At 41.5% G+C, this 26,036-nt stretch carries 26 protein-coding genes; 14 read left to right on the top strand and 12 right to left on the bottom strand.

The window, feature by feature from the left end; all coding sequences use genetic code 11:
* Positions 1 to 30 precede the first annotated feature (30 nt).
* Positions 31 to 1,203, top strand: coding sequence for an N-acetyl-alpha-D-glucosaminyl L-malate synthase BshA (gene bshA, locus H9X96_RS07975; RefSeq protein ID WP_187665788.1), 1,173 nt, complete (start codon positions 31 to 33; stop codon positions 1,201 to 1,203).
* A 162-nt stretch (positions 1,204 to 1,365) separates the two neighbouring features.
* Here the strand turns inward: bshA and H9X96_RS07980 are convergent, their stop codons facing one another.
* Complete coding sequence (locus H9X96_RS07980) at positions 1,366 to 2,478, bottom strand: lactonase family protein (RefSeq protein ID WP_187665789.1); 1,113 nt, start codon at positions 2,476 to 2,478, stop codon at positions 1,366 to 1,368.
* A 101-nt stretch (positions 2,479 to 2,579) separates the two neighbouring features.
* Positions 2,580 to 4,178, bottom strand: coding sequence for a pseudouridine synthase (locus H9X96_RS07985; RefSeq protein WP_187665790.1), 1,599 nt, complete (start codon positions 4,176 to 4,178; stop codon positions 2,580 to 2,582).
* Between the two features lie 257 nt (positions 4,179 to 4,435).
* On the opposite strand from H9X96_RS07985, the gene H9X96_RS07990 reads away from it, so the two are divergent.
* The 4 genes from H9X96_RS07990 (at position 4,436) to H9X96_RS08005 (ending at position 10,243) form a co-directional block, all read left to right on the top strand.
* A complete protein-coding gene (locus H9X96_RS07990) occupies positions 4,436 to 5,209 on the top strand; it encodes a lytic transglycosylase domain-containing protein (RefSeq protein ID WP_255431046.1) in 774 nt (257 codons plus the stop codon).
* A gap of 79 nt (positions 5,210 to 5,288) precedes the next feature.
* Positions 5,289 to 6,341, top strand: a complete 1,053-nt coding sequence (locus H9X96_RS07995) for a ferredoxin--NADP reductase (RefSeq protein WP_187665792.1) — start codon at positions 5,289 to 5,291, stop codon at positions 6,339 to 6,341.
* Positions 6,342 to 6,454: 113 nt separating this feature from the next.
* Positions 6,455 to 9,298, top strand: a complete 2,844-nt coding sequence (uvrA, locus tag H9X96_RS08000) for an excinuclease ABC subunit UvrA (protein WP_187665793.1) — start codon at positions 6,455 to 6,457, stop codon at positions 9,296 to 9,298.
* Positions 9,299 to 9,307: 9 nt separating this feature from the next.
* A complete protein-coding gene (locus tag H9X96_RS08005) occupies positions 9,308 to 10,243 on the top strand; it encodes an NAD(P)H-hydrate dehydratase (protein WP_187665794.1) in 936 nt (311 codons plus the stop codon).
* On the opposite strand, the gene H9X96_RS08010 is transcribed toward H9X96_RS08005, so the two are convergent.
* From H9X96_RS08010 to lipA, 3 genes are all read right to left on the bottom strand, one after another.
* Entirely contained in the window at positions 10,240 to 11,064 is an 825-nt protein-coding gene (locus tag H9X96_RS08010; RefSeq protein WP_187665795.1) for an anti-sigma factor domain-containing protein, read from the bottom strand. The two genes, H9X96_RS08005 and H9X96_RS08010, sit on opposite strands and share 4 nt — an antisense overlap.
* 1 nt (position 11,065) lies before the next feature.
* The gene (locus H9X96_RS08015; protein WP_187665796.1) at positions 11,066 to 11,617 is read right to left on the bottom strand and encodes an RNA polymerase sigma factor; all 552 of its coding nucleotides are present in this window, start codon (positions 11,615 to 11,617) and stop codon (positions 11,066 to 11,068) included.
* A 61-nt stretch (positions 11,618 to 11,678) separates the two neighbouring features.
* Complete coding sequence (gene lipA, locus H9X96_RS08020; protein ID WP_187665797.1) at positions 11,679 to 12,566, bottom strand: lipoyl synthase; 888 nt, start codon at positions 12,564 to 12,566, stop codon at positions 11,679 to 11,681.
* A gap of 111 nt (positions 12,567 to 12,677) precedes the next feature.
* On the opposite strand from lipA, the gene H9X96_RS08025 reads away from it, so the two are divergent.
* Entirely contained in the window at positions 12,678 to 13,082 is a 405-nt protein-coding gene (locus H9X96_RS08025) for an OsmC family protein (RefSeq protein ID WP_187665798.1), read from the top strand.
* Here H9X96_RS08025 and ytxJ read toward each other — a convergent pair.
* From ytxJ to H9X96_RS08040, 3 genes are all read right to left on the bottom strand, one after another.
* On the bottom strand, positions 13,072 to 13,404 hold the full coding sequence (gene ytxJ, locus H9X96_RS08030; RefSeq protein WP_187665799.1) for a bacillithiol system redox-active protein YtxJ: 333 nt from the start codon (positions 13,402 to 13,404) through the stop codon (positions 13,072 to 13,074). The genes H9X96_RS08025 and ytxJ overlap by 11 nt on opposite strands.
* A gap of 215 nt (positions 13,405 to 13,619) precedes the next feature.
* On the bottom strand, positions 13,620 to 14,111 hold the full coding sequence (gene ribH / locus H9X96_RS08035) for a 6,7-dimethyl-8-ribityllumazine synthase (protein WP_187665800.1): 492 nt from the start codon (positions 14,109 to 14,111) through the stop codon (positions 13,620 to 13,622).
* 77 nt (positions 14,112 to 14,188) lie between these two features.
* Positions 14,189 to 14,857: a tetratricopeptide repeat protein gene (locus tag H9X96_RS08040; RefSeq protein ID WP_187665801.1), complete on the bottom strand. Its 669-nt coding sequence runs from the start codon at positions 14,855 to 14,857 to the stop codon at positions 14,189 to 14,191.
* Between the two features lie 250 nt (positions 14,858 to 15,107).
* Here H9X96_RS08040 and H9X96_RS08045 point away from each other — a divergent pair, with 250 nt between their 5' ends.
* Complete coding sequence (locus H9X96_RS08045) at positions 15,108 to 16,211, top strand: DNA replication/repair protein RecF (protein WP_187665936.1); 1,104 nt, start codon at positions 15,108 to 15,110, stop codon at positions 16,209 to 16,211.
* On the top strand, positions 16,204 to 16,494 hold the full coding sequence (locus tag H9X96_RS08050; RefSeq protein WP_187665802.1) for a DUF721 domain-containing protein: 291 nt from the start codon (positions 16,204 to 16,206) through the stop codon (positions 16,492 to 16,494). Before H9X96_RS08045 ends, H9X96_RS08050 begins: the two co-directional genes overlap by 8 nt.
* 4 nt (positions 16,495 to 16,498) lie before the next feature.
* Here H9X96_RS08050 and H9X96_RS08055 read toward each other — a convergent pair whose 3' ends face one another.
* The 3 genes from H9X96_RS08055 to H9X96_RS08065 form a co-directional block, all read right to left on the bottom strand.
* Positions 16,499 to 16,681 carry a hypothetical protein gene (locus H9X96_RS08055; protein WP_187665803.1) on the bottom strand — a complete coding sequence of 61 codons (183 nt, stop codon included), beginning with the start codon at positions 16,679 to 16,681 and terminating at the stop codon, positions 16,499 to 16,501.
* Between the two features lie 54 nt (positions 16,682 to 16,735).
* Positions 16,736 to 17,476, bottom strand: a complete 741-nt coding sequence (locus H9X96_RS08060) for an FKBP-type peptidyl-prolyl cis-trans isomerase (protein ID WP_187665804.1) — start codon at positions 17,474 to 17,476, stop codon at positions 16,736 to 16,738.
* 435 nt (positions 17,477 to 17,911) lie between these two features.
* Positions 17,912 to 18,331, bottom strand: coding sequence for a nucleoside-diphosphate kinase (locus H9X96_RS08065; RefSeq protein WP_187665805.1), 420 nt, complete (start codon positions 18,329 to 18,331; stop codon positions 17,912 to 17,914).
* A gap of 107 nt (positions 18,332 to 18,438) precedes the next feature.
* Here H9X96_RS08065 and H9X96_RS08070 point away from each other — a divergent pair, with 107 nt between their 5' ends.
* The 6 genes from H9X96_RS08070 (at position 18,439) to H9X96_RS08095 (ending at position 24,905) form a co-directional block, all read left to right on the top strand.
* Complete coding sequence (locus H9X96_RS08070; protein ID WP_187665937.1) at positions 18,439 to 19,449, top strand: bifunctional oligoribonuclease/PAP phosphatase NrnA; 1,011 nt, start codon at positions 18,439 to 18,441, stop codon at positions 19,447 to 19,449.
* A gap of 92 nt (positions 19,450 to 19,541) precedes the next feature.
* Positions 19,542 to 20,549: an FKBP-type peptidyl-prolyl cis-trans isomerase gene (locus H9X96_RS08075; protein WP_187665806.1), complete on the top strand. Its 1,008-nt coding sequence runs from the start codon at positions 19,542 to 19,544 to the stop codon at positions 20,547 to 20,549.
* 68 nt (positions 20,550 to 20,617) lie between these two features.
* Entirely contained in the window at positions 20,618 to 21,385 is a 768-nt protein-coding gene (locus tag H9X96_RS08080) for a TatD family hydrolase (RefSeq protein ID WP_187665807.1), read from the top strand.
* A 3-nt stretch (positions 21,386 to 21,388) separates the two neighbouring features.
* Positions 21,389 to 22,405 (top strand): asparaginase, encoded by a 1,017-nt coding sequence (locus tag H9X96_RS08085; protein WP_187665808.1) that lies wholly within the window; start codon positions 21,389 to 21,391, stop codon positions 22,403 to 22,405.
* 88 nt (positions 22,406 to 22,493) lie between these two features.
* Positions 22,494 to 23,909 carry a rhodanese-like domain-containing protein gene (locus H9X96_RS08090; protein WP_187665809.1) on the top strand — a complete coding sequence of 472 codons (1,416 nt, stop codon included), beginning with the start codon at positions 22,494 to 22,496 and terminating at the stop codon, positions 23,907 to 23,909.
* Between the two features lie 21 nt (positions 23,910 to 23,930).
* A complete protein-coding gene (locus H9X96_RS08095) occupies positions 23,931 to 24,905 on the top strand; it encodes a YpdA family putative bacillithiol disulfide reductase (RefSeq protein WP_187665810.1) in 975 nt (324 codons plus the stop codon).
* A 71-nt stretch (positions 24,906 to 24,976) separates the two neighbouring features.
* Here the strand turns inward: H9X96_RS08095 and H9X96_RS08100 are convergent, their stop codons facing one another.
* On the bottom strand, positions 24,977 to 25,999 hold the full coding sequence (locus H9X96_RS08100; RefSeq protein ID WP_187665811.1) for an alpha/beta fold hydrolase: 1,023 nt from the start codon (positions 25,997 to 25,999) through the stop codon (positions 24,977 to 24,979).
* Between the last annotated feature and the right edge of the window lie 37 nt (positions 26,000 to 26,036).

The following is a 26,036-nucleotide window of genomic DNA, read 5'->3' on the forward strand; positions in this document are numbered from 1 at the left end:
AAGAATATCACAAAAAACAAATTCGCTAGAATGAAAATAGGTATTGTTTGTTACCCAACTTTTGGAGGTAGTGGTGTAGTCGCTACTGAATTAGGTAAAGCGCTCGCTGATGAAGGACATCAGGTACATTTTATTACTTATAGTCAGCCTGCACGCCTGGACTTTTTCTCTGCCAACTTATTCTATCATGAAGTATCTGTAAGGGATTATCCTTTATTTGACTACGCACCTTATGAATCTGCCCTGGCGAGTAAACTCGTAGATGTGGTTCGTTTTGAGCAGCTGGATATCCTCCACGTTCATTATGCCATTCCACATGCCTCAGCTGCATTTATGGCCAAGCAAATCCTGGAAACTTATGGAATTAATATTCCTTTTGTGACCACTTTGCACGGAACAGACATCACCCTGGTAGGGAAAGATCCTACCTATAAACCTGTCGTTACCTTTTCCATTAATAAATCAGATGGCGTAACTACCGTATCTCAAAATCTGAAAGAAGATACAGAGGCTCATTTTGAGATCACCAATGAGATCAAAGTGATTCCCAACTTTATCGATTTCAACCGCTTTAGCTTAAAGCCAAAAGATCACTTTAAAAAAGCAATCGCACCTAATAATGAGCGCATCTTAATCCATACGTCCAACTTTAGAAAAGTGAAACGGACCCAGGATGTGATTCTGACATTTGAAAAGATTCAGAAAACAATCCCCTCTAAATTGCTGATGGTAGGAGATGGCCCTGAGCGTGTTTATTGTGAGCAATTGTGTAGAGAACTGGGCATTTGCGAACATGTTCGCTTTTTAGGGAAACAAGATGCGATAGAAGAGATTCTTTCCGTATCCGATTTATTCCTGATGCCTTCAGAATCTGAAAGCTTTGGGTTGGCTGCCTTAGAAGCAATGGCTTGTAAAGTGCCTGCGATTACTTCTAACGCTGGTGGATTGCCAGAATTAAATGTGGATGGCTTCTGCGGTTTTATGAGCAATGTAGGCGATGTAAATGATATGGCTGCCAAAGGAATCCAGATTCTGGAAAATGATGAGGTATTACAGCAGTTTAAAGAGAATGCTTTTATCAGAGCACAAGACTTTGACCTGAAGAAAATCCTGCCAATATATGTAGACTATTACACGCAGATCATTGAAGAAGCAAAAACCAATAACCCTGTAAAGGTGGTTTTGAAAGCAGCAACTAAGTAAACACAGTTTGATGCTTCATCTGTAGGGTTCTCAGGAATGAGCGATTTAGGTCTTAACCTATTTAGCAGCATATCGTTCGCGGAGTAGCCTATTTCATGATCAAAAGAACGGCCTTTGGATCATCCAAAGGCCGTTCTTTTGATCCGTTTTACTTCAGGTTCATTATTTTACAGGAGCAAATACCAAGCAAACTGGTGCACCTACGGAAATTCTTTTTCCGGTATCGGTCAACGCGCCTGTTTCCAGGTTACGTTCAAAAATCACCACATCATTCGTATACTGGTGTGCAACCAGTAAATACTTTCCTGTTGGATCAATCGCAAAATTCCTCGGACCTTTTCCTAAAGTAGAGACATGTCCTCTAACACTCAATAACCCGCCTTTTTCAATGGCAAAAATGGTAATCTTATTTTCTGAACCTCTGTTGCTGGCGTATAAAAACTTGCCATCTGGAGATAAGTGAATATCTGCTGCACCATTTTCTCCTGTGAAACCATCTTCCGTAATTTTAGTTTCCTGAATTTCGGTCAGGCTGCCATCGCTATAACTGAATACGGTGATCCCTCCATCAATTTCATGAATTAGGTAAGCATATTTACTGTCTTTACTGAAAACAAGGTGTCTTGGGCCAGCTCCAGGAGTGATGGCGATGCTGTCTTTAGCCGTTAATACTTTATTGCCGCCATCAGGATGGTAAGCGTATAAATAAACCTTGTCCGTACCTAAATCGTCTACGACAACATATTTATGATCTGGCGTAAACTGTGCCATGTGTACATGGGAACTTCCCTGACGGGCTTTATCTACACTTTTACCACTATGTTTTACCAATTGCTTGATACCAGATAAAGAACCATCTTTTTCAATCCCAAATACAGAGATACTTCCGCCTGAATAATTTGCGGTGATCACATTCTTTTTATCCGCGATCACAAAGCAAGGATCTGCACCATTGGTCGCTTGCTTATTCAAGAAAGTCAGCTTGCCGGAAGCGGCATCAAAGCCGAAGGCACTCACTGCGCTGGTTTCTGAAGTCTCATTGACCGCATAAATCGCTTTATTGCCGTCACCTAAAGCCAGGAAACTTGGGTTCTCTACGTTTTTGATGACGCTTTTTGCTTTAACAGCAGCGGTATTGGTGTCGAAGTTGTACACATAAATCCCCTCACTTTTTCCTGTATTCGTATACGTACCTACAATTAAATTATAATCTTTCTTCTGCGCGCAGCTTTGTAGTGCCAGCATAATAACCGGGAAAAATAAGAGTTTCTTCATGAGGGCTAATTTATTTAAAATAATCTTAAAAAAACAAAAGCCTGTTCCTTACATGAGTAAAGAACAGGCTAATGGTATTTTATTGGATCTTTTTATAAGAATTACTTGATCAGATGTTTGATCTGAATCAATTCATGCTCTTCTAAATATCTCCATCTTCCACGAGGAAGGTCTTTTTTAGTCAGGTTACCGTAAACTACACGGTCAAGCTTCACGACATCATAACCCAAGTGTTCAAATATTCTTCTTACGATTCTATTTTTACCACTGTGGATCTGAATACCAATCTCTTTTTTACTACCACCAGCTACATAAGAAATGTTATCAGGTTTGATCAAGCCATCTTCCAATTCTAAACCGAACTGGATTTTGTTGAAATCACCTTGACTTAAAGTCTTACTTAGTTCTACATGATAGATTTTAGTGATGCCATTTCTTGGGTGAGATAGTTTATCAGCCAGATCGCCATCATTGGTCATCAATAATAAACCTGTAGTGTTACGGTCTAATCTTCCGACCGGATAAATACGTTCTCTGCTTGCTTTCTCTACCAATTGCATTACCGTACGACGTTCCTGAGGATCATCAGTAGTAGTAATGTAATCTTTAGGCTTGTTTAACAACACGTAAATTTTCTTTTCGCGTTTCAACAATTCACCATTATAACGGATTTCATCTTTCGCAGGGTCGATTTTATGCCCAAGCTCTGAAATTGCTTCCCCATTTACAGATACTACACCGGCAGCAATCAGCTCATCCGCTTTACGACGGGAACAAATTCCTGAATTGGCGATGTAACGGTTTAAACGAATTAAGCCATCATCTTTAACGAAAGGTGCTTTTCTGCTGCGCATTGTGGTATGGCTACCTTCTTCGCGGTCAGGACGTGCATCACGAGGTTTGAAATCTCTTGAACCGCCTTCATCTTCTCTTTTTCTAAAAGGTCTGCTGTCAGTACTTCTTGAAGCGCCGCCTTTATTATCATCAAATTTCCTGAAAGGTTGATCCCCTTTTCCGAAATGATCTTTCTTTATATAACTACGTGTTTTGTCAGAAGGAGGTACGTCTCTAGAGCTACCTGCACTATGAGGTCTTGAACTGCCTTCACGTGGTTTGAAATCTCTTGAACCGCCTTCACGTGGTTTAAAATCTCTTGAACCACCTTCACGTGGTTTGAAATCTCTTGAACCACCTTCACGTGGTTTGAAATCTCTTGAACCGCCTTCACGTGGTTTGAAATCTCTTGAACCGCCTTCGCGTGGTTTGAAATCTCTTGAACCGCCTTCGCGTGGTTTGAAATCTCTTGAACCGCCTTCACGTGGTTTGAAATCTCTTGAACCGCCTTCGCGTGGTTTGAAATCTCTTGAACCGCCTTCACGTGGTTTGAAATCTCTTGAACCGCCTTCACGTGGTTTGAAATCTCTTGAACCGCCTTCACGTGGTTTGAAATCTCTTGAACCGCCTTCACGTGGTTTGTAATCCCTTGATCCGCCTTCACGAGGTTTGAAGTCTCTTGATCCACCTTCTCTTGGGTTAAAATCTCTCGGGCCACCAAATTTTTTATCTTTCCCTTCTTTGTCGTCAAACTTGCTTTTATCTCTGTAAGAAGAGTCTCCTCCGCTACGATTTTGGCCTGTTGAACTTCTGTTGCCCGATTTGGACTTGTCATCCCGACTGTTCCTGTTGTTGTCTTTCATCATGATACGCTATTATTCCGCATAATTTATGCGGGTGCAAATTTAGTAAAAATCGAGCAATTTATTGCTACTATTTTGCGAAGATGTAAGAGTTGTAAAAAATCGTGGTCTATGGGTGTTTAAACGTTGATTTTGGAAGCAGTTTTCGTAAAAGGTTGATAGTTAAGATAATATACGTTATCTTTGCAAACGTTTTAAAATTGTTAACCAAAAAAAGGAGGAAAATGATAAAGAAACACATAATAACATTAACGGTAATCATGACATTACTGGTAATCGCAAAAGTGTTTGCTTACAACATGCCCCAAGCAGCAGAAAGTCTTTTAAAAGAAGAAAAAACAACAAAAAATACGGATACATTAGTATCAGAGATCGAGGAGCCAGCTCAAACAATGGCTGATCTAAAATTTGCAGAGGAAGGACTACCATTAGGGGATGCGATTGTGGAGCGGAAAATGGAAAAGGCCCTTGCTAAATTTAGTTACAGTCATCTACAAACCAATCGTTTGCACAATAAGGCAGCAGAATGGTTTCCTGTAATAGAACCTATACTTGCCGCCTACGGCATTCCTGAAGACTTTAAGTATATGCCTTTAGTGGAATCAGGATTAAAGTCGGGCGTTTCTCCGAAAGGAGCAGCAGGATTCTGGCAGTTTATGCCAGCTACTGCACGCAGCTATGGTTTGAAAGTAAATTCGAAAGTTGACGAACGTAATAACTTACGAAAGTCTACGATCGCCGCCGCCAAATACATCAAAGAACTCTACGGAATATTTGACAACTGGGCACTCGTTGCGGCCGCCTATAATGTGGGAGATAACCACATGCGGAAACAGATCAACAGGCAAAAACAAGACAACTATTTCAAGATGAAACTGAATAGCGAAACCGCTAGTTACGTTTACAAATTGATTTCCATGAAACAAATCATGGAATTTCCGAATCAGTATGGTTATAAAGCGTCAAGAGCGTTTTTAGCGTACCATGCGGAGAAGGCTGCCAACGAAGCGGATAAAGCAGAGCGGGCAGAGTAATAAAAAAAATTGACAAAGGGGGGAGCCGGAATTTATTCCGGCTTTTTGTTTTCTCGGAAAATCACTATTTTACTCGCCTATGAAACTGTTAAAACTGCGCATTACCGGGATGACCTATACACCTGGCGAAACTCTCCTCATCAGTTTTGAGCCAATAGCAGCAGTGAAACCTGTTTATCTGGCCGGACAATTCTTAACGCTTGTATTTGAGCGGAATGGAAAAGAATTGAGGAGATCTTATTCCCTTTGCAGTTCCCCAGTTCTTGATGAACCTTTAGCAATTGCGATTAAAAGAGTAGAAAATGGAGAAATTTCCAGGCTGCTGCACCACCATACCGCTGTTGCTGAGGTGCTCACTGCATTGGAACCAAACGGACAATTCAGCTATATTCCGCAGGAAGATGCCAAAAGAACGGTGTTTTTATTCGCTGCAGGGGTAGGCATCACGCCTTTATTCTCGATATTGAAGACGGCATTGACCGTTGAAAAACATACCAAAGTCATTTTAGCCTATAGCAACAAATCTGCGGAAGGGAGCCTGTTCTACGAAGAACTCAACGAATGGCAGGCAAAATATCCAGACCGTTTAAAAATCATTTACCTGTTCAGCACGGCTAAAAATCTGATGATGGCCCGCTTAAACGGACAGCTGATTGAACGGATCGTCGCGGAAAATCTGGAATTTGAAAAAGACGATACCCTGCTGTATACCTGCGGACCCGTAGATTACATGGATGTCTGCAGAATTACCCTATTGAACCTGGGTTTCCATCAATCACAGCTCAAAAAAGAAACGTTTGTCCTGCCTGAAGATGAGGCCGATGAAGATGATACGACAGAAAAAGTCGTTAAAGACACGAATACCTATTCTGTGATCCTCCATTTCAAAGGAGAAATCAAGGAAATCAGTGTGCCTTATCACCAAAGCATTTTAGATGCAGCTTTAGCACAGGGCATTCATCTGCCATATAGCTGCCATGCCGGTATTTGCAGTACTTGTACTGCCAATTGTACCAAAGGAAAGGTAAGAATGGATTACAATGAAGTTTTAATGGACAACGAAATTGAAGCGGGAAGAGTACTGGTTTGTACCGGTCACCCCACTGAAAACGGTACCACATTAGTTTGGTAAAAATGATCAGCCATAACGCTGTAAACTTTTCTTTTGATAAAATTTTTAGCATTTTTGTGGCTGAAAATTTGTTGTCTTAAATATATAGATATCAGTATTGTTTTAATAAAAATATGAGCAAAAATACCGTTGACCTGGGCGAGCAAAAGGATGTAGAAGTATATGGTGCCAGGGTACATAACCTTAAAAATATAGACATCTCTTTTCCCCGAAACAAGCTGGTAGTCATTACCGGATTAAGTGGAAGCGGAAAATCCTCTTTGGCATTTGATACCATTTATGCGGAGGGACAGCGTAGGTATATGGAAACTTTCAGTGCCTATTCCCGCCAGTTTATGGGTGGAATGGAGCGTCCTGACGTGGATAAAGTATCAGGATTGAGTCCGGTAATTGCCATTGAGCAAAAAACAACCAGCAAAAATCCAAGATCTACTGTTGGTACAATCACAGAAATCTATGATTTCATGCGTTTACTGTATGCGCGTACTGCGGATGCCTTCTCTTACAATACCGGAGAGAAAATGGAGCGCATGAGCGAGGATCAGATCCTGAGCAATATCTACAAGAAATTTGAAGGCATGCCGGTCAACATTTTGGCGCCCGTAGTAAAAGGACGTAAAGGACACTACCGGGAGTTATTCGAGCAAATCCGCAAACAAGGCTATATTAAAGTGCGCATTGATGGAGAAATCCAGGACATGAGTCCTAAAATGCAGGTGGATCGTTATAAAATCCACGACATTGAGGTGGTGATAGACCGACTGATCATCGATAAAGAAGATCAGAAACGCTTGCAGGATTCGCTTCAGTCGGCGATGAAGATGGGAAAAGGCATCATTAAAATCAGCGATAAAGACAATAATGTATCCCATTTTAGCCGATTCCTGATGTGCCCAACTACCGGAATCTCTTATGATGAACCACAACCTAACAGCTTTTCTTTTAACTCTCCTTATGGAGCCTGCGAAAGCTGCGACGGCTTAGGCTATATATTCGTGATCGACAAGGAATCGGTGATGCCGAATCCTAAATTGAGCATCATGAATGGGGGCTTAGCGCCATTAGGCGAGTATCGCGACATCTGGGTGTTCCAGGTATTGAAAGCGTTAGCTAAAAAATATAACTTCTCTTTATCTACACCATTAGAAAAACTAACTGAAGAACAGATCGGAATCATCCTGAATGGTTCTCATGAGTTGTTGAGTGTGGCTGTAGAATATAATAAATGGAATGTTCAAAACTACCAGATCACTTTTGATGGAATCATCAAATTGCTGGAAGAGCAGCAGGAGAAAAAGGGAGAAGGAGCAATCGACGATATGGAGACTTTCCGCAAGCTGAAAACCTGCCCCGTTTGTAATGGTGCAAGGTTGAAGAAAGAAAGCTTACATTTTAAAATTGACGGCAAGAACATCTTTGAACTGGCGGAAATGGACATCAACAGCTTAAAAACCTGGTATGTAGACCTGGAAAGCCGTTTGTCGGAACGTCAGAATACCATTGCCAAAGAAATTCTTAAAGAAATCAGAACCCGACTTGGCTTCCTGACGGATGTAGGTTTAAATTACCTTTCTCTGGATCGTACCGCACGTACTTTATCTGGTGGAGAGGCGCAAAGGATCCGCTTGGCCACACAAATCGGCTCTCAGCTGATGAATGTCATGTACATTCTGGATGAGCCGAGTATCGGTTTGCACCAGCGCGACAATGAGCGCTTAATCGGCGCTTTAAAAAATCTGAGGGATCTTGGCAATACCGTATTGGTAGTAGAACACGATAAGGACATGATCCTGGAAGCAGACCATGTGATTGATGTGGGACCAGCTGCAGGTGTACGCGGTGGACAAATTGTTGCACAGGGTACTCCGGCAGAGATTTTAAAATCAGATACCCTGACTGCAGCCTATTTAAACGGTAAAAAAGGAATCGAAATTCCTAAAAAACGTAGAAAAGGAACGGGTCATAAACTGTCCATCATCAAAGCAAGTGGACATAATTTAAAAGACGTTTCGGTAGATTTCCCACTGGGTAAATTCATTGCGGTGACCGGGGTATCCGGAAGCGGAAAATCCAGTCTGATCACAGAAACATTATACCCGATTTTAAACCATCACTTTTTCAGGGCAAAGAAACATCCCCTTCCATATGAGAAGATCAATGGCATTAAGGAAATTGATAAAGTAATTGAAATCGATCAGGCACCAATCGGGCGTACGCCAAGATCTAACCCTTCTACCTATACCGGCGTGTTTTCTGACATCAGGAACCTGTTTGTACAATTACCGGAAGCGAAAATCAGGGGTTATAAACCAGGACGGTTCTCTTTCAATGTAAAAGGAGGAAGGTGTGAAACTTGTCAGGGGGGAGGAATGAAAGTCATCGAGATGAACTTCCTTCCGGATGTTCAGGTGCCTTGTGAAGAATGCGGCGGAAGACGATACAACAGGGAAACCCTGGAAGTACGTTACCGTGGTAAATCCATCAGCGATGTACTTGATATGAGCATTGAAGATGCTTGTGATTTCTTCGAGAACATGCCCGTGATTTACCGTAAAATCAAAACACTTAAAGACGTAGGTTTAGGATATATCACTTTAGGTCAGTCTTCTACCACGCTATCCGGTGGAGAGGCACAGCGCGTGAAATTAGCGACCGAACTCTCTAAAAAAGATACCGGAAAAACATTTTATATTCTGGATGAACCTACTACTGGCTTACATTTTGAGGACATTAATGTACTCCTTGGTGTGCTGAATGAATTGGTAGAAAAAGGAAATACTGTGCTGGTGATTGAGCACAACCTGGATGTCGTAAAAGTAGCGGATTGGGTGATCGATTTAGGAGAAGAAGGTGGTGCCGGCGGTGGCAGGATCATTTTTGAAGGAACTCCTGAAGGATTAGTACAAAACCCGATTAGTTTAACCGGTAAATTTTTGAAGAAAGAAATGGGTTTATAAAAAAATAATATGTCAGTTTTTCTGAACGCCTATTTGCCCGATACAGATCCATCGAGTAAAAAACAGGCAGTAGATCCTGGATTAACGAAACAAAGTACAGAATTGGCGGCTTCTCCCTATAAATTGGTGGAAGCAGCCGATATAAAAGGCATGCTGAAAACCAGGATGCCTTTTTCTCATAAAGGCAGTTACGGCCATGCTTTACTGATTGCAGGTGCACAAAAGACGATGGGTGCGGCAATTCTCTGCGCCAAGGGCTGTTTGTATGCAGGCGCTGGTTTGGTGAGTCTTTCTATTCCAGAGCAGGGTTTAACAGCGCTGAATAGCATTTTGCCGGAGGCAATGTACCTGGAGCGTGCTGAACTACTAAGAGCTAGAACTTTAAATACTTATGATGCGATTGGCATTGGTCCAGGTATCGGCCGAATGGCAGACAGCCAAAAAATTATGGCTGCTATTTTTGCCTTGAAACAGGCGGTAGTGATAGATGCGGATGCGCTAGCGATTTTAAAAGCACATCCGGATTTATTCCATCAGCTTCCAAAAGATGCGATCCTTAGTCCGCATGTAAAAGAGTTCGATCAGCTTTTCGGTATCCATGAAAATTGGTGGGAGCGCTTACAAACTGCCAGAAAAGAAGCTAAAAAAAGAGGAATAGTGATCGTCCTCAAAAATCAATATACTTTCATTATCGATCATGATGGCGATGTGTCTATCAATCAAACGGGAAATCCGGCGATGGCACAGGGTGGAATGGGAGATGTGTTAACAGGTATGCTTAGTGCTTATCTGGCCCAGGGATATAGCGCTAAAGCTGCGGCATTACTGGCTTGCTATTTTCATGGTAAATCCGGTGATGAGCTGAGCAGGACACATTTCAATGTAACTGCCTCACAAGTTGCCCTGCAGATTCCAATTACTGTAAAAGGTTTAGCTAATTTTTAAACGCCGCCCATGGCAATCATCTGATCCATAGTCGGGCCAGGGGAACCACCTCTTTTTTCTAAAGTGACGGCAAAGGCATCTGCACCTGCAATTTCTTTCATTTTCAAAAGAATGTGACTGCTGTCTGCTTTGACATCAAATACACCCAGGTCTACCGGTTTTCCTTTTACCAGTGCCCAAAGTTGATATTGATGCGCCTCATCATTTTTAGGAAGGCTCATTTTAGAATTGTCCAGCATAACATGGCGGCCAGAAGTATGCCAATAAACTGTCATTTTCGCTTGAGGATCCATTTTAGTCCCTGCCAGACGTACCGTTTTCCAATCCGGATCTGCCGGCATATCTGCGATAGTCTGTAGTTCTTTATTGGTTTCCGTCATGTAATTTACCGTAGTGGCAAATCGCTGTTTCTCCTGATTTAAGGCAATAATCTGATTTTTGGCTGTCCCTAATTCCGTATGTGCAGAATACAGGGCAATGCCGGCCACCAATAGCAAGGCTGCACAAGCGGCCAATGCAATTCGTAAAGTTCTTATTTTTGATTCATACCCCCCTGGATGTAAAGGTATAGTGGTTGTAGAAGGCTTTGGCTCCACAGCAGCAATTTTTCCAAAGATGATGCTTTCCAATTCTGGCGAAGGCTCAATGGCATTGTGCATCGCATATTTTTCCATGGCAAGCTCAATCGCAGTAATTTCGGCTTTTACTTCCGGATATTTTGCTGCCATTGCTTCGACTTCATATTGTTCCTGCGTGCTGAGCTCGCCGAGAACATAAAGTTCTAGTATGCCTGATTCGATATATGCTTGTCCCTCTTCCACCTTAATTAAAATGCTTTCTTAATTCCATAATAGCCATTCGTATACGGGTTTTAACCGTACCTAATGGCAAATCTAATTCCTCTGCCGCTTCGACGTGAGTATACCCTTTAAAATAAACCATATTCAGCACATTGTTGAATTCCGGCTTAAGTGCGGTTACCATGTCTTTTAAACCAATCACATCCGCGTTGAAAGTTGTATCTTTCTGCGAGTCAATGAAATCTACGTTATTTTCGATGTCTTGGTTTTTATTAGCGTTCTTAAAATCTTTTGAACGGAGCTTATCGATCGCTAAATTCCGGGCAATGTTCATCATCCAAGTAAATAGACGCCCTTTTGTAGCATCATAATGACCTGCAGAATTCCAGATTTTTAAGAAAGTTTCTTGTAGAATATCTTCCGCTACCTCAGTATGGGAGACAATTCTAGAGATGACACCAAATAAAGAAGAAGAATACATATCATACAATGCCTTCATAGCATTAGTATCCTGGGCTTTTAGGGCCAGAACGAGCTGATCTTCAGATAGGGATATTTTCTTTGTCGTTGTCAAGGTCTACTAATATACAGTAATACAATAAACCTTAACAAGAAAAAGTTAAAATTTGTTTGATTTATAACAGTTTTAGATCAAATAGGTGTTTTTCAGCATGATAAGAAGAACGTACTAAGGGTCCGCTTTCTACATATTTGAATCCTTTGGCCATACCTACTTCTTTATATTTAGCAAACTGATCTGGATGAATCCAGTCCAGCACCGGATGGTGGTTGCGGGTAGGCTGTAAATACTGACCTAAAGTCAAAATATGCACCCCATTGGCAACTAAATCGTCCATCGCTTCAAAAACATCTTCCTCGGTTTCTCCTAAACCCAGCATAATACCTGTTTTAGTTCTCAATCCGAAATCAGAAATGCGTTTAAGACACGCTAAGCTTCTGTCGTATTTTGCCTGGATGCGTACTTGTTTGGTTAAACGTCTTACCGTTTCAATATTATGAGACATGACCTCTGGTCTTTCTTCCAGTACGCGGTATAAATTGTCCCAGATCCCTCTGAAATCAGGGATTAGCGTTTCTAGGGTAGTCTCCGGACTTTCTCTTCTGATGGCTTGCAAAGTTTCTGCCCAGATGATAGAACCACCATCTTTCAGGTCATCTCTATCTACAGAAGTGATCACACAATGTTTCACCTTCATCAGTTTCACAGAGTTGGCCACTCGATTAGGCTCATCCATATCCACGGCTAATGGTCTGCCGGTTGCTACTGCACAGAAAGAGCAGGAGCGCGTACAGATATTTCCAAGAATCATGAAAGTTGCAGTACCTGCACCCCAGCATTCGCCCATATTCGGACAATTGCCGCTTTCGCAAATGGTATGCAGTTTGTGCGTGTCTACCAGACTGCGCACTTGTGCATATTCTTTACCAACAGGAAGCTTAACTCTAAGCCAATCAGGTTTACGTTGTACTGTGTTTGCGGAAACCACCGGAAGTTCAATCATAGGGCAAAGTTAAGCAATAGGTTTGAATAGTTATAAAAATGGACAGTTTAACAACGCTAATCTGACAGTTTTAAAAAAATATGTTAATCTTGTGGTCTAAATACTAAAGCGATGGCAACTTCAAAAATCACTTATAACGGAGGTTTAAGGACAACTTCTGTACATGAACGTTCTGGGAATGAAATTATAACGGATGCACCGGTAGACAACCAGGGGAAAGGGGAGGCGTTTTCGCCGACAGATTTGCTGGCTACTTCATTGGGAAATTGTATGCTGACGATTGTGGGTATTGCTTCTGCATCACATGGTTTTAGCATTGATGGGGCCACTGCAGAAGTCACGAAGATCATGGCCGAAAATCCAAGGAGGGTTTCGGAAATTCTGGTCAATTTCCAATTCCCTGCAAATGGTTATTCTGATAAGGATAAAACGATCATTGAGCGTTCGGCACATACTTGTCCGGTAGCCATGAGTTTACACCCTGATATCAAGCAAAGGGTATCTTTTAATTATTAATCATTTCGGCAACCTCCTCCGCGGAGATGTCGCTGTGTGAGGCATCAAGTACACAATCTCCGTCTTTGATCAATAAGATCTGCGGAGATTCATGATGCACCTGAAAGGTTTCCGCAATAGTTGCGGAAATCTCTCTGAAGGCTACTAAATCAAGAAAATATAAATTGGTAGCTTCAGGAATTGCTTCCCAGTCCAGTTCAAAGCGTCTTTTTGCCATGCTGCTCACCGAACAACGGGTACTGTGTTTGAAAATTAAACTGTAACCCTCGTTATTTTTTATCTCGCTGATCTGTGCTAGATCAGTTATCTGTTTCCACTGCATCAAAATTTTTTTTAATAGGTATTATATTTTAGTCCTTATCTTCTTTTCTGCGGATAAGAGCTGTAAGCCGGACAAAGTTTATTCGAGCAGGCTTGCAGCAGCGTAACCGCAGTGCCTACGCAAAGCAATAAAATGACTAATTTTTTCATTCTCAAATGATTTAAAAAATTTCTTGTACTAAATTACCAATTTTAATACGAAGAAACAAAGCTTTGCTAGATAGTAACTGACAGTTCAGACATTTTCAGTGCAGTAATCGCTGCCTCATCGCCTTTGTTGCCATGTTTACCGCCAGCACGATCAATTGCCTGCTGTAAATCATTGGTAGTCAATACGCCAAAAATTACCGGCTTGCTATGTTTTACACTCACCTGAGTGATTCCATTGGCCACTGCATCACAAATGAAGTCAAAATGTTTGGTTTCGCCTTGAATCACACAACCTAAGCAGATCACCGCATTCAGGTCCGGGTGTTTCTTTAATAGCAGGTCAGCAGCTGAAGTCAGCTCAAAAGTACCCGGTACTGCAATAGAAAGAATATTTTCTTCCGCAACGCCGTGCTCAAGTAAGGTTTTTAAAGCGCCATGATACAGGCTGCCTGTAATCTCTGCATTCCACTCTGCCACCGCAATCGCGATTTTATACGCTGATCCATTAGGAACAGTCGTGTGTGAAAAGTCAGATAGGTTTTTAAGTTGTGTTGCCATACTGCAAATATAAGTAAAGGGTACAAAAAAAGGCTAGCCGTAATGGCTAACCTTTGTCATAATATTTTATGAACATCCTACTTTGCCTGAACAGCAGCGCGGGCGATGAATTCATCGATCATTGCTGCTTCCTGGCTTTCCGGATATTGAGTTTTAATTTTCGTGTAAGCATCTTCTGCAGATTTGAAATCTTTCAGGTGCTCATACACCAATCCTAGTTTTTTAAGGAACATTGGAGAAGTGAATTTGTTGCTCGCTTTATCTGCTGCTTTTTTGTAATAAGTAGCTGCTTGTTTGAAGTCTTTCAATTCGCTGTAAGCATCACCTAATAAACCTAGCGCCAATGGATCTGCTACCGGACTTCCAGTTTCCGCATATTTACCCAAAGCTTCAGTTGCTTTTTTGTACTCCCCTTTACGCAAATAAATACCACCTAAATAAAGGTTGGCTAAGTTTGCCGATTTAGTATTGTCGTACTCTTCCGCAATTTTTTCTAAACCTGGATAACCACCATCGCCATTGATTGCTTTATTGGCAAGGGAATCTACTCCAAGAAACTGTTCTGCTTTATACATTTTTGCCGATGCTTCTACTGCTCTGTCTTTTAGATATACATTTTGATACCAAAAGTAGATCCCAATTAATAGCACTACAGCGCCTGCAATGAACAAAAGGCTTTTTGAATTTTCTTCTAAAAAGGAACCCTTTCTTACTGGGTGACTCGTTTCTTTTTCTGTTGTAGACATTTTATTTAAAAAAATTAAGGATTGCAAAAATACATTTTTATAGGAAAGTATCAACCCCTTTCGAAGGATTTGTTAAACTTTGTTGCCTAAATGGTTAAACAGAACTATCTGGTGGTTAATAATCTACTGCATAGGGGCTAAAACCCAGTTTAGAGTCCGAATCTAAAATGGACTGCATCTTATGAAAAATAAATGATACAGTCGCTTTACTATATGACAAAGCTAAACGGTAACTTTGCCCGATACAACTATGTGGTTAAAAAACATTACACTCCTCAACTTTAAAAATTATTCTGACGCCAGTCTAAGTTTTTCCAAAACTGTAAATGCGTTTGTAGGGAATAATGGCGCAGGGAAAACCAATTTACTAGATGCCATTCACTACCTGTGTTTATGTAAAGGATATTTCAATCCCATCGACAGTCAGCAGATTAAAACTTCCGAAGATCTTTTTCTGATCCAGGGGGATTTTGAACGCGAGCAAAAAAATGAGAAGATTACCTGTGGGGTAAAAAGAAATCAAAAGAAACAATTCAAGCGGAATAAAAAGGAATACGATAAACTGGCCAATCACATCGGTTTATTTCCATTGGTGATGATCTCTCCTTATGATACCACCATTATTATGGAAGGTTCTGAGGAGCGCAGAAGGTTTATGGACAATGTGATTTCACAAACGGATGCACATTACCTGGATGAACTGATCCTGTACAATAAGCACATGGGGAACCGCAATGCCCTGTTGAAGCAGATTGCGTTGACCAGAAGTTACGATCCCACCTTATTAGAGATTTATAATGAACAGCTGGTTTTATCCGGTAATAAAATCTTTGCCAAGCGGGAGCAGTTCATGACCGACTTTATTCCTTTATTTAATAAATATTATCAGTATCTGACGGATGATAAAGAGGAGGTCAGCCTCACTTATTTGAGCCAGCTGAAAGAAAGCCCTTTTTCAAAACTCCTGACGCAGTCCATTGAGAAGGATAAAATCCTGGAACGGACCACTACCGGGATCCACAAAGACGACCTGATCTTTACGATTACCGCGATGCCTTTAAAGAAATTTGGTTCCCAGGGACAGCAGAAATCTTTTTTAATTGCCTTGAAATTGGCTCAATACGCTTATCTTCAGAGGTTTAAGGGATTCAAGCCTCTGTTGCTGCTGGATGATATTTTTGATAAACTGGACGATAGCAGGATGCACAAGCTGATGGAAATGGTCTCACACCATGACTTCGGACAGATTTTTATTACAGACACCGGTAAAGAACGGGTGCTGGCAGTATTCCAAACGATCGATGTGGCAGTCACCTTGTTCGAGGTAAATAACGGAGCAGTAGAAAATGCGTAAACCTAATGACATCACCTTAAAAGAAGGCATCGGCAAATTGCTGAAGGTATACAAGCTGAAAGGGAAGTTCGATGAAACGACCATTATCGCCTTATGGCCGGAATTGATGGGTGTAGCCATTGGCAACCGCACCACGCAGATTTACATTTTTCAAAAGAAACTTTTTGTAAGAATTGAGTCTTCGGTGATCAAGAATGAACTGATGATGGTCAGAACCGGAATCATTGAAAAATTGAATGAACGTGCCGGTTCTGAAGTAATCACAGAAATCGTATTTTTATAAGGGATTAATCTTTGCCTCCGCCAAATATCCGGCTCAGGAGCCAGATCAGCAGTGCCAATACCAATACAACAACGATAATGCCGGTCCATACGCCAGCTTTAAAAATGCCTTGTACCAGTTCACAGCTCATGAGCGTACTGGAAAGCAAAGCCACAAGTGCCAGTGGGAAATATCTTTTTGTGATCATAGGTTTTTCTTTACCCCTAATAACAAAGAAATTTCCCAATGGTTTTCTGGCGGTTTATTTACCGTTTACTTTCAAAAGTTCTACTTCGAAAATTAAAGTGCTGTAAGGTGGGATGTCGGCTCCTGCACCACGCTCGCCATAAGCAAGGTTGTAAGGGATGAAGAATCTGTATTTTGAACCTGTAGACATCAATTGGATGCCTTCTGTCCATCCCTGGATCACGCGGTTTAATGGAAGAGAAATCGGCTCGTTTCTATCGTAAGAGCTGTCGAATTGTTTTCCATTCAATAAGGTGCCTTTATAATGTGCCAATACCGTATCCGTAGCTACCGGCTTAACCCCTGTACCTTCCTGAAGTACGATGTACTGTAAACCACTTGCGGTTTCTTTTACGCCTGGTTGTTTCTTGTTGTTTTCTAAAAATGTTTTTCCTTCGTTGATCATGGGTAAGAATTTCTTTTTGCTCAGGCCGTTAAACAGGTTGCTGATGGGTGTTTGTGATTGTTCTTTGCTAATTAGTAATGTTTTTCCTTCGAGTGCATCCTTCATCCCTTTGATCATCAGATCGTAGTTTAAAGTCGTCAGCCCATCTTTCTTCATGCTGGCTGCCATATTCGCGCCTAAAGCATAACTGGCCGAATCCAGGTTGTTCTTGAAAACTGGTTTTGCCGGGCCTTTAGCCACTGTTTTTGTGGCCGCAGCTTTTTTTGCCGGACTCGCCTTTGTTCCTTTGGTCTGCGCCATAGCCGCCAAACTGCAGCATGGAAGTAATAAGGTAATCAAAATTTTTTTCATCAATGCTGTTGTTTTTATAAAAGGGTTTGCCTGTTCGGGACAGACCCAATGGTTTATTTGGAAGGGGAAAGGTACAAAGTATCCTGAAATTTTTTGTAAAGTTTGATCAGGCAGGCGGTAATTGTAGTAGAATGCTGGCCAGAGGATAGCGCTTTGGGTGGTATAATAACTATAATTGTGCTCGGGAAGTGACCTGATATTCTTTAGCTGTAGGAGGGGGTTCGGTTAGGGTTTGGATAGCAGAGACTAAGGCAACCCTACGCGAACCCTAACCGAACCCCCTCCGAACCCTATTCTAAGGCAGGTCTCTTCCCGAACACTTCCCGACTACTTTCCCTGTTTTTTTAAAATTAGGAAATCAGAAAAAAACAGGGCTTAAAAAAAATAAGCACCCTGTTCAGGATGCTTATTTTTTTGTTTTCCGTTTGGGGAATACTAGAAACGCTCAGCAGCAGTAAAGAAGAAATCTCCTTCGATTTGTGCATTCTCATCTGAGTCAGAACCGTGAACCGCATTTGCATCAATAGATTTTGCATATTTTGCACGGATAGTGCCTTCAGCAGCATCAGCTGGGTTCGTAGCACCGATTAATTTTCTGAAATCTTCTACTGCATTGTCTTTTTCTAAGATTGCAGCAACGATAGGTCCTGAAGACATGAAAGCTACTAAATCTTTGTAGAAAGGTCGTTCAGCATGAACTGCATAGAACTGACCAGCAGTTTCTTCAGTCAATTTAGTATATTTTAAAGCAACGATTTTGAAACCTGCTGCAGTAATGTCGTTAATGATTGCGCCGATATGTCCGTTTGCAACAGCATCAGGCTTAATCATGGTAAATGTTCTGTTTGTACTCATCTTATTTCAATTTTTTTGCAAAATTACGTTTTATACTGTTAATATTATAGCATCAAATATAATAGGCTCCAATTAATCATTTAATCACTAGCTTTGCAGTGAAAATTATGCTATCTGTTCCTGAATTAAAATCACTGCTGGCAACGCCGCAAAAAATTGTAATCACGACCCACCATAAGCCTGATGGCGATGCGATGGGCTCATCTTTAGGCTTGTACGCTTATCTGATCCAGAAAGGACATCACGTTACCGTGATTACCCCTACGGATTACCCCTACTTTTTACATTGGCTTCCTAACAATTCTGATGTCATCATTTACACAGAACAACAGGAGAAATCTGCGCAATTAGTGGCAGAAGCTGCAATGATCTTTTGCCTGGACTTTAACACGCTGAGCAGGATCAATGAATTAGGAGAATTGGTGAGGGCCTCCAATGCTTATAAATTGATGATCGACCACCATTTGGATCCGGAAGATTTTGATGATTATCGCCATTGGAGTATCAATGCCTGTGCAGCAGCACAATTGGTTTATGATTTTATTGTGAATGAACTGCAAGACGGTCAATTCATGAATAAAGACATTGCAACCTGCTTATATACGGGTATTATGACCGATTCTGGCTCTTTCCGTTTCCCTTCCGCAAATTCTACGGTATACCGCATTGCGGCTGATCTGATTGATTTGGGGGCTGAACATTGGAAAATCCACCAATTGGTATATGACAATGCGACGGAAAACCGCCTGCGTTTCCTGGGTCATTGCCTGAGCAATAAACTGGAAATCCTGCCTGAATTCCATACTGCCATCATCACCGTGACTAAAGAAGAGTTGAAATCTTTCCAAATTCAGACCGGTGATACAGAAGGTATTGTGAACTACGCACTGTCGGTAAACGGGATAAAATTAGCTGCATTTATTATTGAAAGAACTGATAAAGTTAAATTATCTTTGCGCTCCACCGGAGATTTCCCTGCAAATGAAATTTGTAAGAAATATTTTAATGGTGGCGGACATAGAAACGCAGCAGGTGGTTATTCAGATCAAAATCTGGCAGATACCGTAACGGCTTTTAAAGCGTTACTAGCAGACTATAAAGCGCAATTATTACAGTAAAGGCTATAACCTGTTGAGGTGAAAATAAAGAAGGCTCGCCTTCAGTACAGAACAAAAAAAATTAAATAAAAAACAAAAACTTAATAAACCACATGAAGAAAGGTATCGTAATTCTTTTCGCAGCAACACTTGGATTAGCTGCTTGTAACCAATACAAAAAAGGTCCGGGTGGCCTGATGTACACCATTCACAAAGATGGTGGAAAAGATAAAATCAAAGAAGGTGATATTGTAAAATTGAACTTTATTCAAAAAACTGAAAAAGATTCTGTAACTGTAAATACCTGGGATATGGAAGCACCACAAGTGTTCCCTGTACAGAAAAAAGTATATGCAGGTGATATGAATGATGTATTGACCATGTTTGGAGAAGGCGATAGTGCAACCTTCAAATTGGACTTAGATACAGTAGCTAAATATTCTGGTCAGCCAAAACCAGCAGGTCAAAAAGACAAATACCTGATCTTTACGATTAAAGTAGAAAAAGTATTGCAAAAAGGTAAAGATGAGGCTGACTCAACTTTCCAGAAAAAAGCAAGAGAGTTTTTTGAGAAAGACTACAAAGCAAACATTGAGAAAATGAAAGCTGCGGAAGCGGGTAAAATCAAAAAATATATCGCTGATAACAACCTTAAAACTACCACTACGGCTTCAGGATTACAATATGTAATCAGCAAACCAGGTAACAACGAAAAGCCTGTTTTAGGTGATACGATGATGGTAAACTATACTGGTAAATTAACGACTAAAAAATCTGACGGTAAAGATAATATCTTCGATACCAGTGATGAAAAAATCGCTAAAGAATCAGGTAAACACAATCCAATGGCTACTTATGGTCCACGTGCGATCACGTTAGGCAGAGCAATTCCAGGATTTGATGAAGGTTTACAATTGATCGGTAAAGGTGGTAAAATGACCATGATCATTCCTTCAGCTTTAGCTTATGGCGAAGGTGGAATGCAGCAAGGTGGGATCAGTCCTTTCGCTCCACTAGTATTTGAAGTGGAATTAACAGACATTAAAAAGCCAAAAGCTGCTCCAGCTGCAACGCTGACTCCAGCAACAGCTGCTCCAACTGCTCCGGCAAAGAAAAAATAATTGAAAAGCATTAAAATAGAAAAGCCCGTCCGCATATAGCGGACGGGCTTTTTTTATTAACTTTGTCCATGCTTTTGACGGATACACATACCCACCTATATTACGAGACAGACCCTGAAAAATTAGATGTCTTGATGCAAAGATGTCTTGATAATCATGTGGAACGCCTGTTTTTGCCCAATGTTGATATTGCTTCTATTGCCAAAATTGATGCAATGGTAGAAAAATACCCACAGCATTGCTTTGCCATGGCCGGTTTACATCCTTGTGATGTGAAAGAAGATTATGAGCTGGTACTGGATGAAATCTGTGAAAGTATCGTAGGCAGAGAGATCTATGCCATTGGTGAGATCGGAATTGACCTGCACTGGGACAAGACCACACTGGACATTCAGAAGATCGCTTTCTCTGAGCAGATCAAATGGGCGAAAGACCTGAACCTGCCGATTGTGATCCATTGCAGAGAAGCTTTCGATGAGATTTTTGAAGTTCTGGAAAAAGAAAGAGACGCCAAATTAAGAGGAATTTTACATTGCTTTACCGGAAATGTGGCACAGGCAAAACAGGCCATCGAACTTGGCTTTTACCTGGGTATCGGTGGAGTAGTCACCTATAGAAATTCTGGGCTTGACACGGTGCTGAAGGAAATCCCATTGGCTAACCTGGTTTTAGAAACCGATTCCCCTTACCTGGCACCTATTCCTTTCCGGGGTAAACCAAATGAAAGCAGTTACCTGATACACATTGCTGAGAAATTAGCAGAGCTATACCAAACCGACATCGAAGAAATTGCTGCAGTTACCACTGCCAATTCTAAAATGATCTTCAACATCTAACCAATGACTAAAATACTGATCATCTACACCGGCGGAACCATAGGAATGGTAAACGATCCTAAAACCGGTGTCCTCATCCCATTTAACTTTGAGCAAATTCAACAAAATGTTCCGGAACTGGCCAGGTTAAACTACGACCTTTCCGTGCATTCTTTTGACCCCATTCTGGATTCTTCTAATATGAGTCCTTTGGTTTGGGAAGAACTCGCCACTTTAATCAGGGATAAATACGAGGATTTTGATGGTTTTGTCATTCTTCATGGTTCCGATACGATGTCTTTCACCGCTTCCGCATTGAGCTTTATGCTGGAAAACTTATCAAAACCAGTCATCCTAACCGGCTCTCAGCTGCCGATAGGGGAGATCAGAACAGATGCGAAAGAAAACCTGATTACTGCTTTGGAAATTGCTGCCACCAAAAAACAAGGAAAGGCAATGGTTCCGGAAGTATGTGTTTATTTCGACTACCAGCTGTTTCGCGGCAACCGCTCCATCAAATACAATTCAGAAAAGTTTGAAGCCTTCCGCTCCCCAAATTATCCAATTCTGGCAGAAGCAGGGGTACATTTATCCTTCTTTAAGAATTACATCGCCAAACAGCCTACTGAACCTTTAAAAGTACATACAACGTTCAATGCAAATATTGGCGTATTGAAATTATATCCTGGAATTTCTCCTCAGGCAGTGCATGCCATTACCAAATCCGGGGTGGATGCTATTGTATTGGAAACCTTTGGTTCCGGCAATACCAATACTGCCGACTGGTTTATCTCCAGCCTGCAGGATGCGATCAATAGTGGCAAGCTGATCATCGACATTACCCAGTGCAAAAGGGGATCTGTAGAATTGGGGAAATATGAAACCAGTAAAAAGCTGCAGCAGATGGGCGTGATCTGTGGTTATGACACTACTTTTGAAGCTACCGTTACCAAATTGATGTACTTAATGGGACAGGATTATACTTCAGCAGAAGTAGCTGCCCTAATGGAACAATCTCTTCGCGGAGAGCTGACGAACTAAAATGCTTATCCTGCCAATGTAATTAAAAACCAAAATCTTGTGCTACATCAATTATAACCTTAATTTTGCAGTTCAATAGCAAATTGAAATGAAAATAGAACAGATATATACAGGTTGTTTAGCAGAGGCAGCCTATTACATAGAAAGTAATGGTGAAGCGGCAATTATTGATCCCCTACGTGAGATAGATCCCTATCTTAAACGTGCGGAGAAAGATAATGCAACGATTAAGTATATTTTCGAAACTCATTTTCATGCTGATTTTGTGTCGGGACATGTAGACCTGGCAGAAAAATCCGGTGCGGAAATTGTGTATGGCCCAACCGCTCAAACGACTTTCAAATCACTGATCGCAGAAGATGGGCAGCAATTTAAAATTGGTGCAGTCACGATGACTACCCTGCATACACCGGGGCACACGCCGGAATCTACCACTTATCTGTTGACAGATGAACAAGGTAAAGCACATTGCATTTTTTCTGGTGACACCCTGTTTATTGGTGATGTTGGCCGTCCGGATTTGGCGCAGAAAGGGGAGCTGACCATGGAAGATATGGCCGCCACCCTATACGATTCCCTGCACGATAAAATTTTGACCCTTCCCGATGATGTATTGGTTTATCCTGCACATGGTGCCGGTTCTGCCTGCGGAAAAAACATGAGCAAGGAAACTTTCGATACTTTAGGACATCAGAAAGAGGTCAACTACGCTTTAAAAGCAAGTTCAAAAGAACAATTTATACAGGAGGTTACGGCAGGACTTTTACCTCCCCCTCAATATTTTGCTAAAAATGCCGCCATGAATAAACATGGTTACGAAAGCTTTGAAGAAGTTTGCGAGAAAGGATTGATACCTTTAACGCCAGACGAATTTGAAACGATGGCAAACCGTACCGCTGCCCTGATTCTGGATACCAGAGATCCTCAGATCTTCGCTAAGGGCTTTATTCCTTCTTCGGTGAACATCGGGTTAAATGGTCAGTTTGCCCCTTGGGTAGGTGCTTTAATTACCGATCTGAAGCAACCTTTGCTATTGGTGTGTGAACCGGGAAAAGAAGAAGAAGCGATTATGCGTCTTTCCAGAGTTGGCTACGACAATACCATTGGATTTTTAATGGATGGCCTCAGCCTGTGGGCAGCCTCAGGAAAAGACCTGGAGACCATTACTACTATTTCTGCTGCGGAATTTGAAACGGTATTGAATAATAATGAAAATGTGAATGCCCTGGATGTAAGAAAACCAGGAGAGTATGAAGCAGAGCACCTGGAGCAAACTTTAACGCGACCTTTGGATTACATCAACGACTGGACGCATGAGATCGATCCTAAAGCAACTTATTACATCCACTGTGCCGGTGGTTACCGTTCTATGGTAGCCGCATCTATTCTTAAAGCCCGTGGGCTGGAAAATGTGATTGATGTTGCCGGTGGGTATGCTGCCATCAAAACTACAGGATTGAAACGTACGGATTTTGCCTGTCCTTCCAAACAGATGAACGCTTAATCCATCATTAAAACGGATAAAATGAACAATTACGATGTACTGATTATTGGTGCCGGTCCGATTGGTATGGCCTGTGCGATTGAAGCTAAAAAAGCCGGACTGACCTATGTCATCGTAGAAAAAGGAGCATTGGTGAATAGCCTGTTCAATTATCCGGTGTTCATGACTTTCTTTTCTACTTCTCAGCGCCTGGAAATCGGGGATGTTCCTTTTGTGAGCATCCATCCTAAACCCAACCGCAATGAAGCCGTAGAATATTATAGGAGAGTCAAGGAAAAGTTCTCTTTAAATATTCATCTTTTTGAAAAGGTGGAACAGGTGCAGAAAGCGGCTAATGGTGTATTTCAGATCAGCACTTCAAAAAAAAATTATACAGCTAAAAAAGTGATCATCGCTACTGGATTCTATGACATTCCACTAATGATGAATATTCCCGGCGAATCTTTGCCAAAAGTGACCCATTACTATAAAGATCCGCATTTGTATGCTTTTCAAAATGTAGTGGTGATCGGAGCCAATAATTCAGCCATTGATGCCGCACTGGAGACTTACCGCAAAGGTGCCAAAGTAACTTTGGTGATTCGCAGCGGCGAGATCGGTTCTTATGTAAAATATTGGGTGCGCCCGGATATAGAAAATAGGATCAAAGAAGGCGAAATCACCGCCCATTACCATTCGGAAGTGACCTGCATTGAAGATGGAAAAGTAACCATCAAAACTCCGGAAGGGGAGCATACCATCGACAATGACTTTGTGATTGCGATGACCGGTTATCATCCTGATTTTGCCATGCTCAAAAACCTGGGTGTGGAGATGGGGTATGGTACGCAGCCATTCTATAATGAAGAAACAATGGAAAGCAATCTGCCAGGTCTATACCTTGCGGGTGTAGTCTGCGGAGGAATGGATACCCACAAATGGTATATCGAAAATAGCAGGGTCCATGCCGAACAAATCTTTGCACATATCGCGGCAGAGGAAAAGGCAATACTGTAAAATAAGAAAACGCTGTATTTCTTGCTCAGCAAGGTATACAGCGCTTTAATTCAGCCTTTAATATTAAACCATTAAGGTTGTGCCGCAGCTTTTTCAGCTACTGGAATCTTCAAGATATCCTTCAGGAAATCATCCACTGCCTGTAATACAGATGGGATGTCTTTAGAGGTAATATAGGAACCTACAACATGGTCTCCGGCATTAGGAATTGCTTTTTTAACTTTCATAGCAGCTGGGGTTCCCAGTTGATCAAACATTTTCAATTCGGCAGATACTTTAACCGTTTTATCTTGTTCCTGCTCGTTTTTGTAATAATATAATAGCAGGGTTGGCTGCGTTACTTTTTCAAAAGTTTGCTTGTTCATGGTCGTTTCTACCAGTTCCTGCAGCTCTACCGCAGATTCCAAACGGTATTTAGTGTACCAGTATTTAGCATACCTAGGATCGCTGTCGTCCACTTCTCTTTCTTTTTTACCGCCAAAATTCAGGCGCGCAATCTGCAATCCCCATGGATTGTTGAGTAAGAAGGCAAATTTCTCGTTGATCTCTATGTTTGGCGATAGGAGCATCAAGCTGTATACCTCTTTAGGATAAGTAGCAGCCAGTTTTAAAGCCAGTGTACCGCCGGTAGAAGTGCCCATTAAAATCACTTTCTTTCCTAATCTTCTGCCGATTTCTAAAGCTTGTTTGGCGCTTTCCCAAGCCCGGTCTGGCGTATAATATTCCATGGCCGAAACGGTGTCTATTCCGTGATCCGCTAGTCTGGCCAGGTATAAATTGGCATGAATCTCTTTCGCCAGGTGGGTATGCACAGGATTTCCCTCCTCCTTTGAGGCGGTATAGCCATGCAAGTACACCACTGAATATTCCGACTGCTGTTTGTTCGCAGAATCGGCCCATACAATCTCCGCCTCATTACCCGGCTTGATCTTGTGCCTGGACTCGATAGATTTCACATAATTTTCAAGCTCTGGAAGTTGAGGAACAACAGGAAGCTGAGCGCTGTATTGTGGCGGTGCGGGTCTTGGCCCCATAAAATATACCACGAGAGCGACTAAAATAACGGCGATAAGTACTTTGAATGTATTTTTCACTTTAAACTTTTTACTAAAAGTACGCTTTTAAAGATAT

Source organism: Pedobacter sp. N36a (genome assembly GCF_014472395.1).
Taxonomy (GTDB): Bacteria; Bacteroidota; Bacteroidia; order Sphingobacteriales; family Sphingobacteriaceae; genus Pedobacter.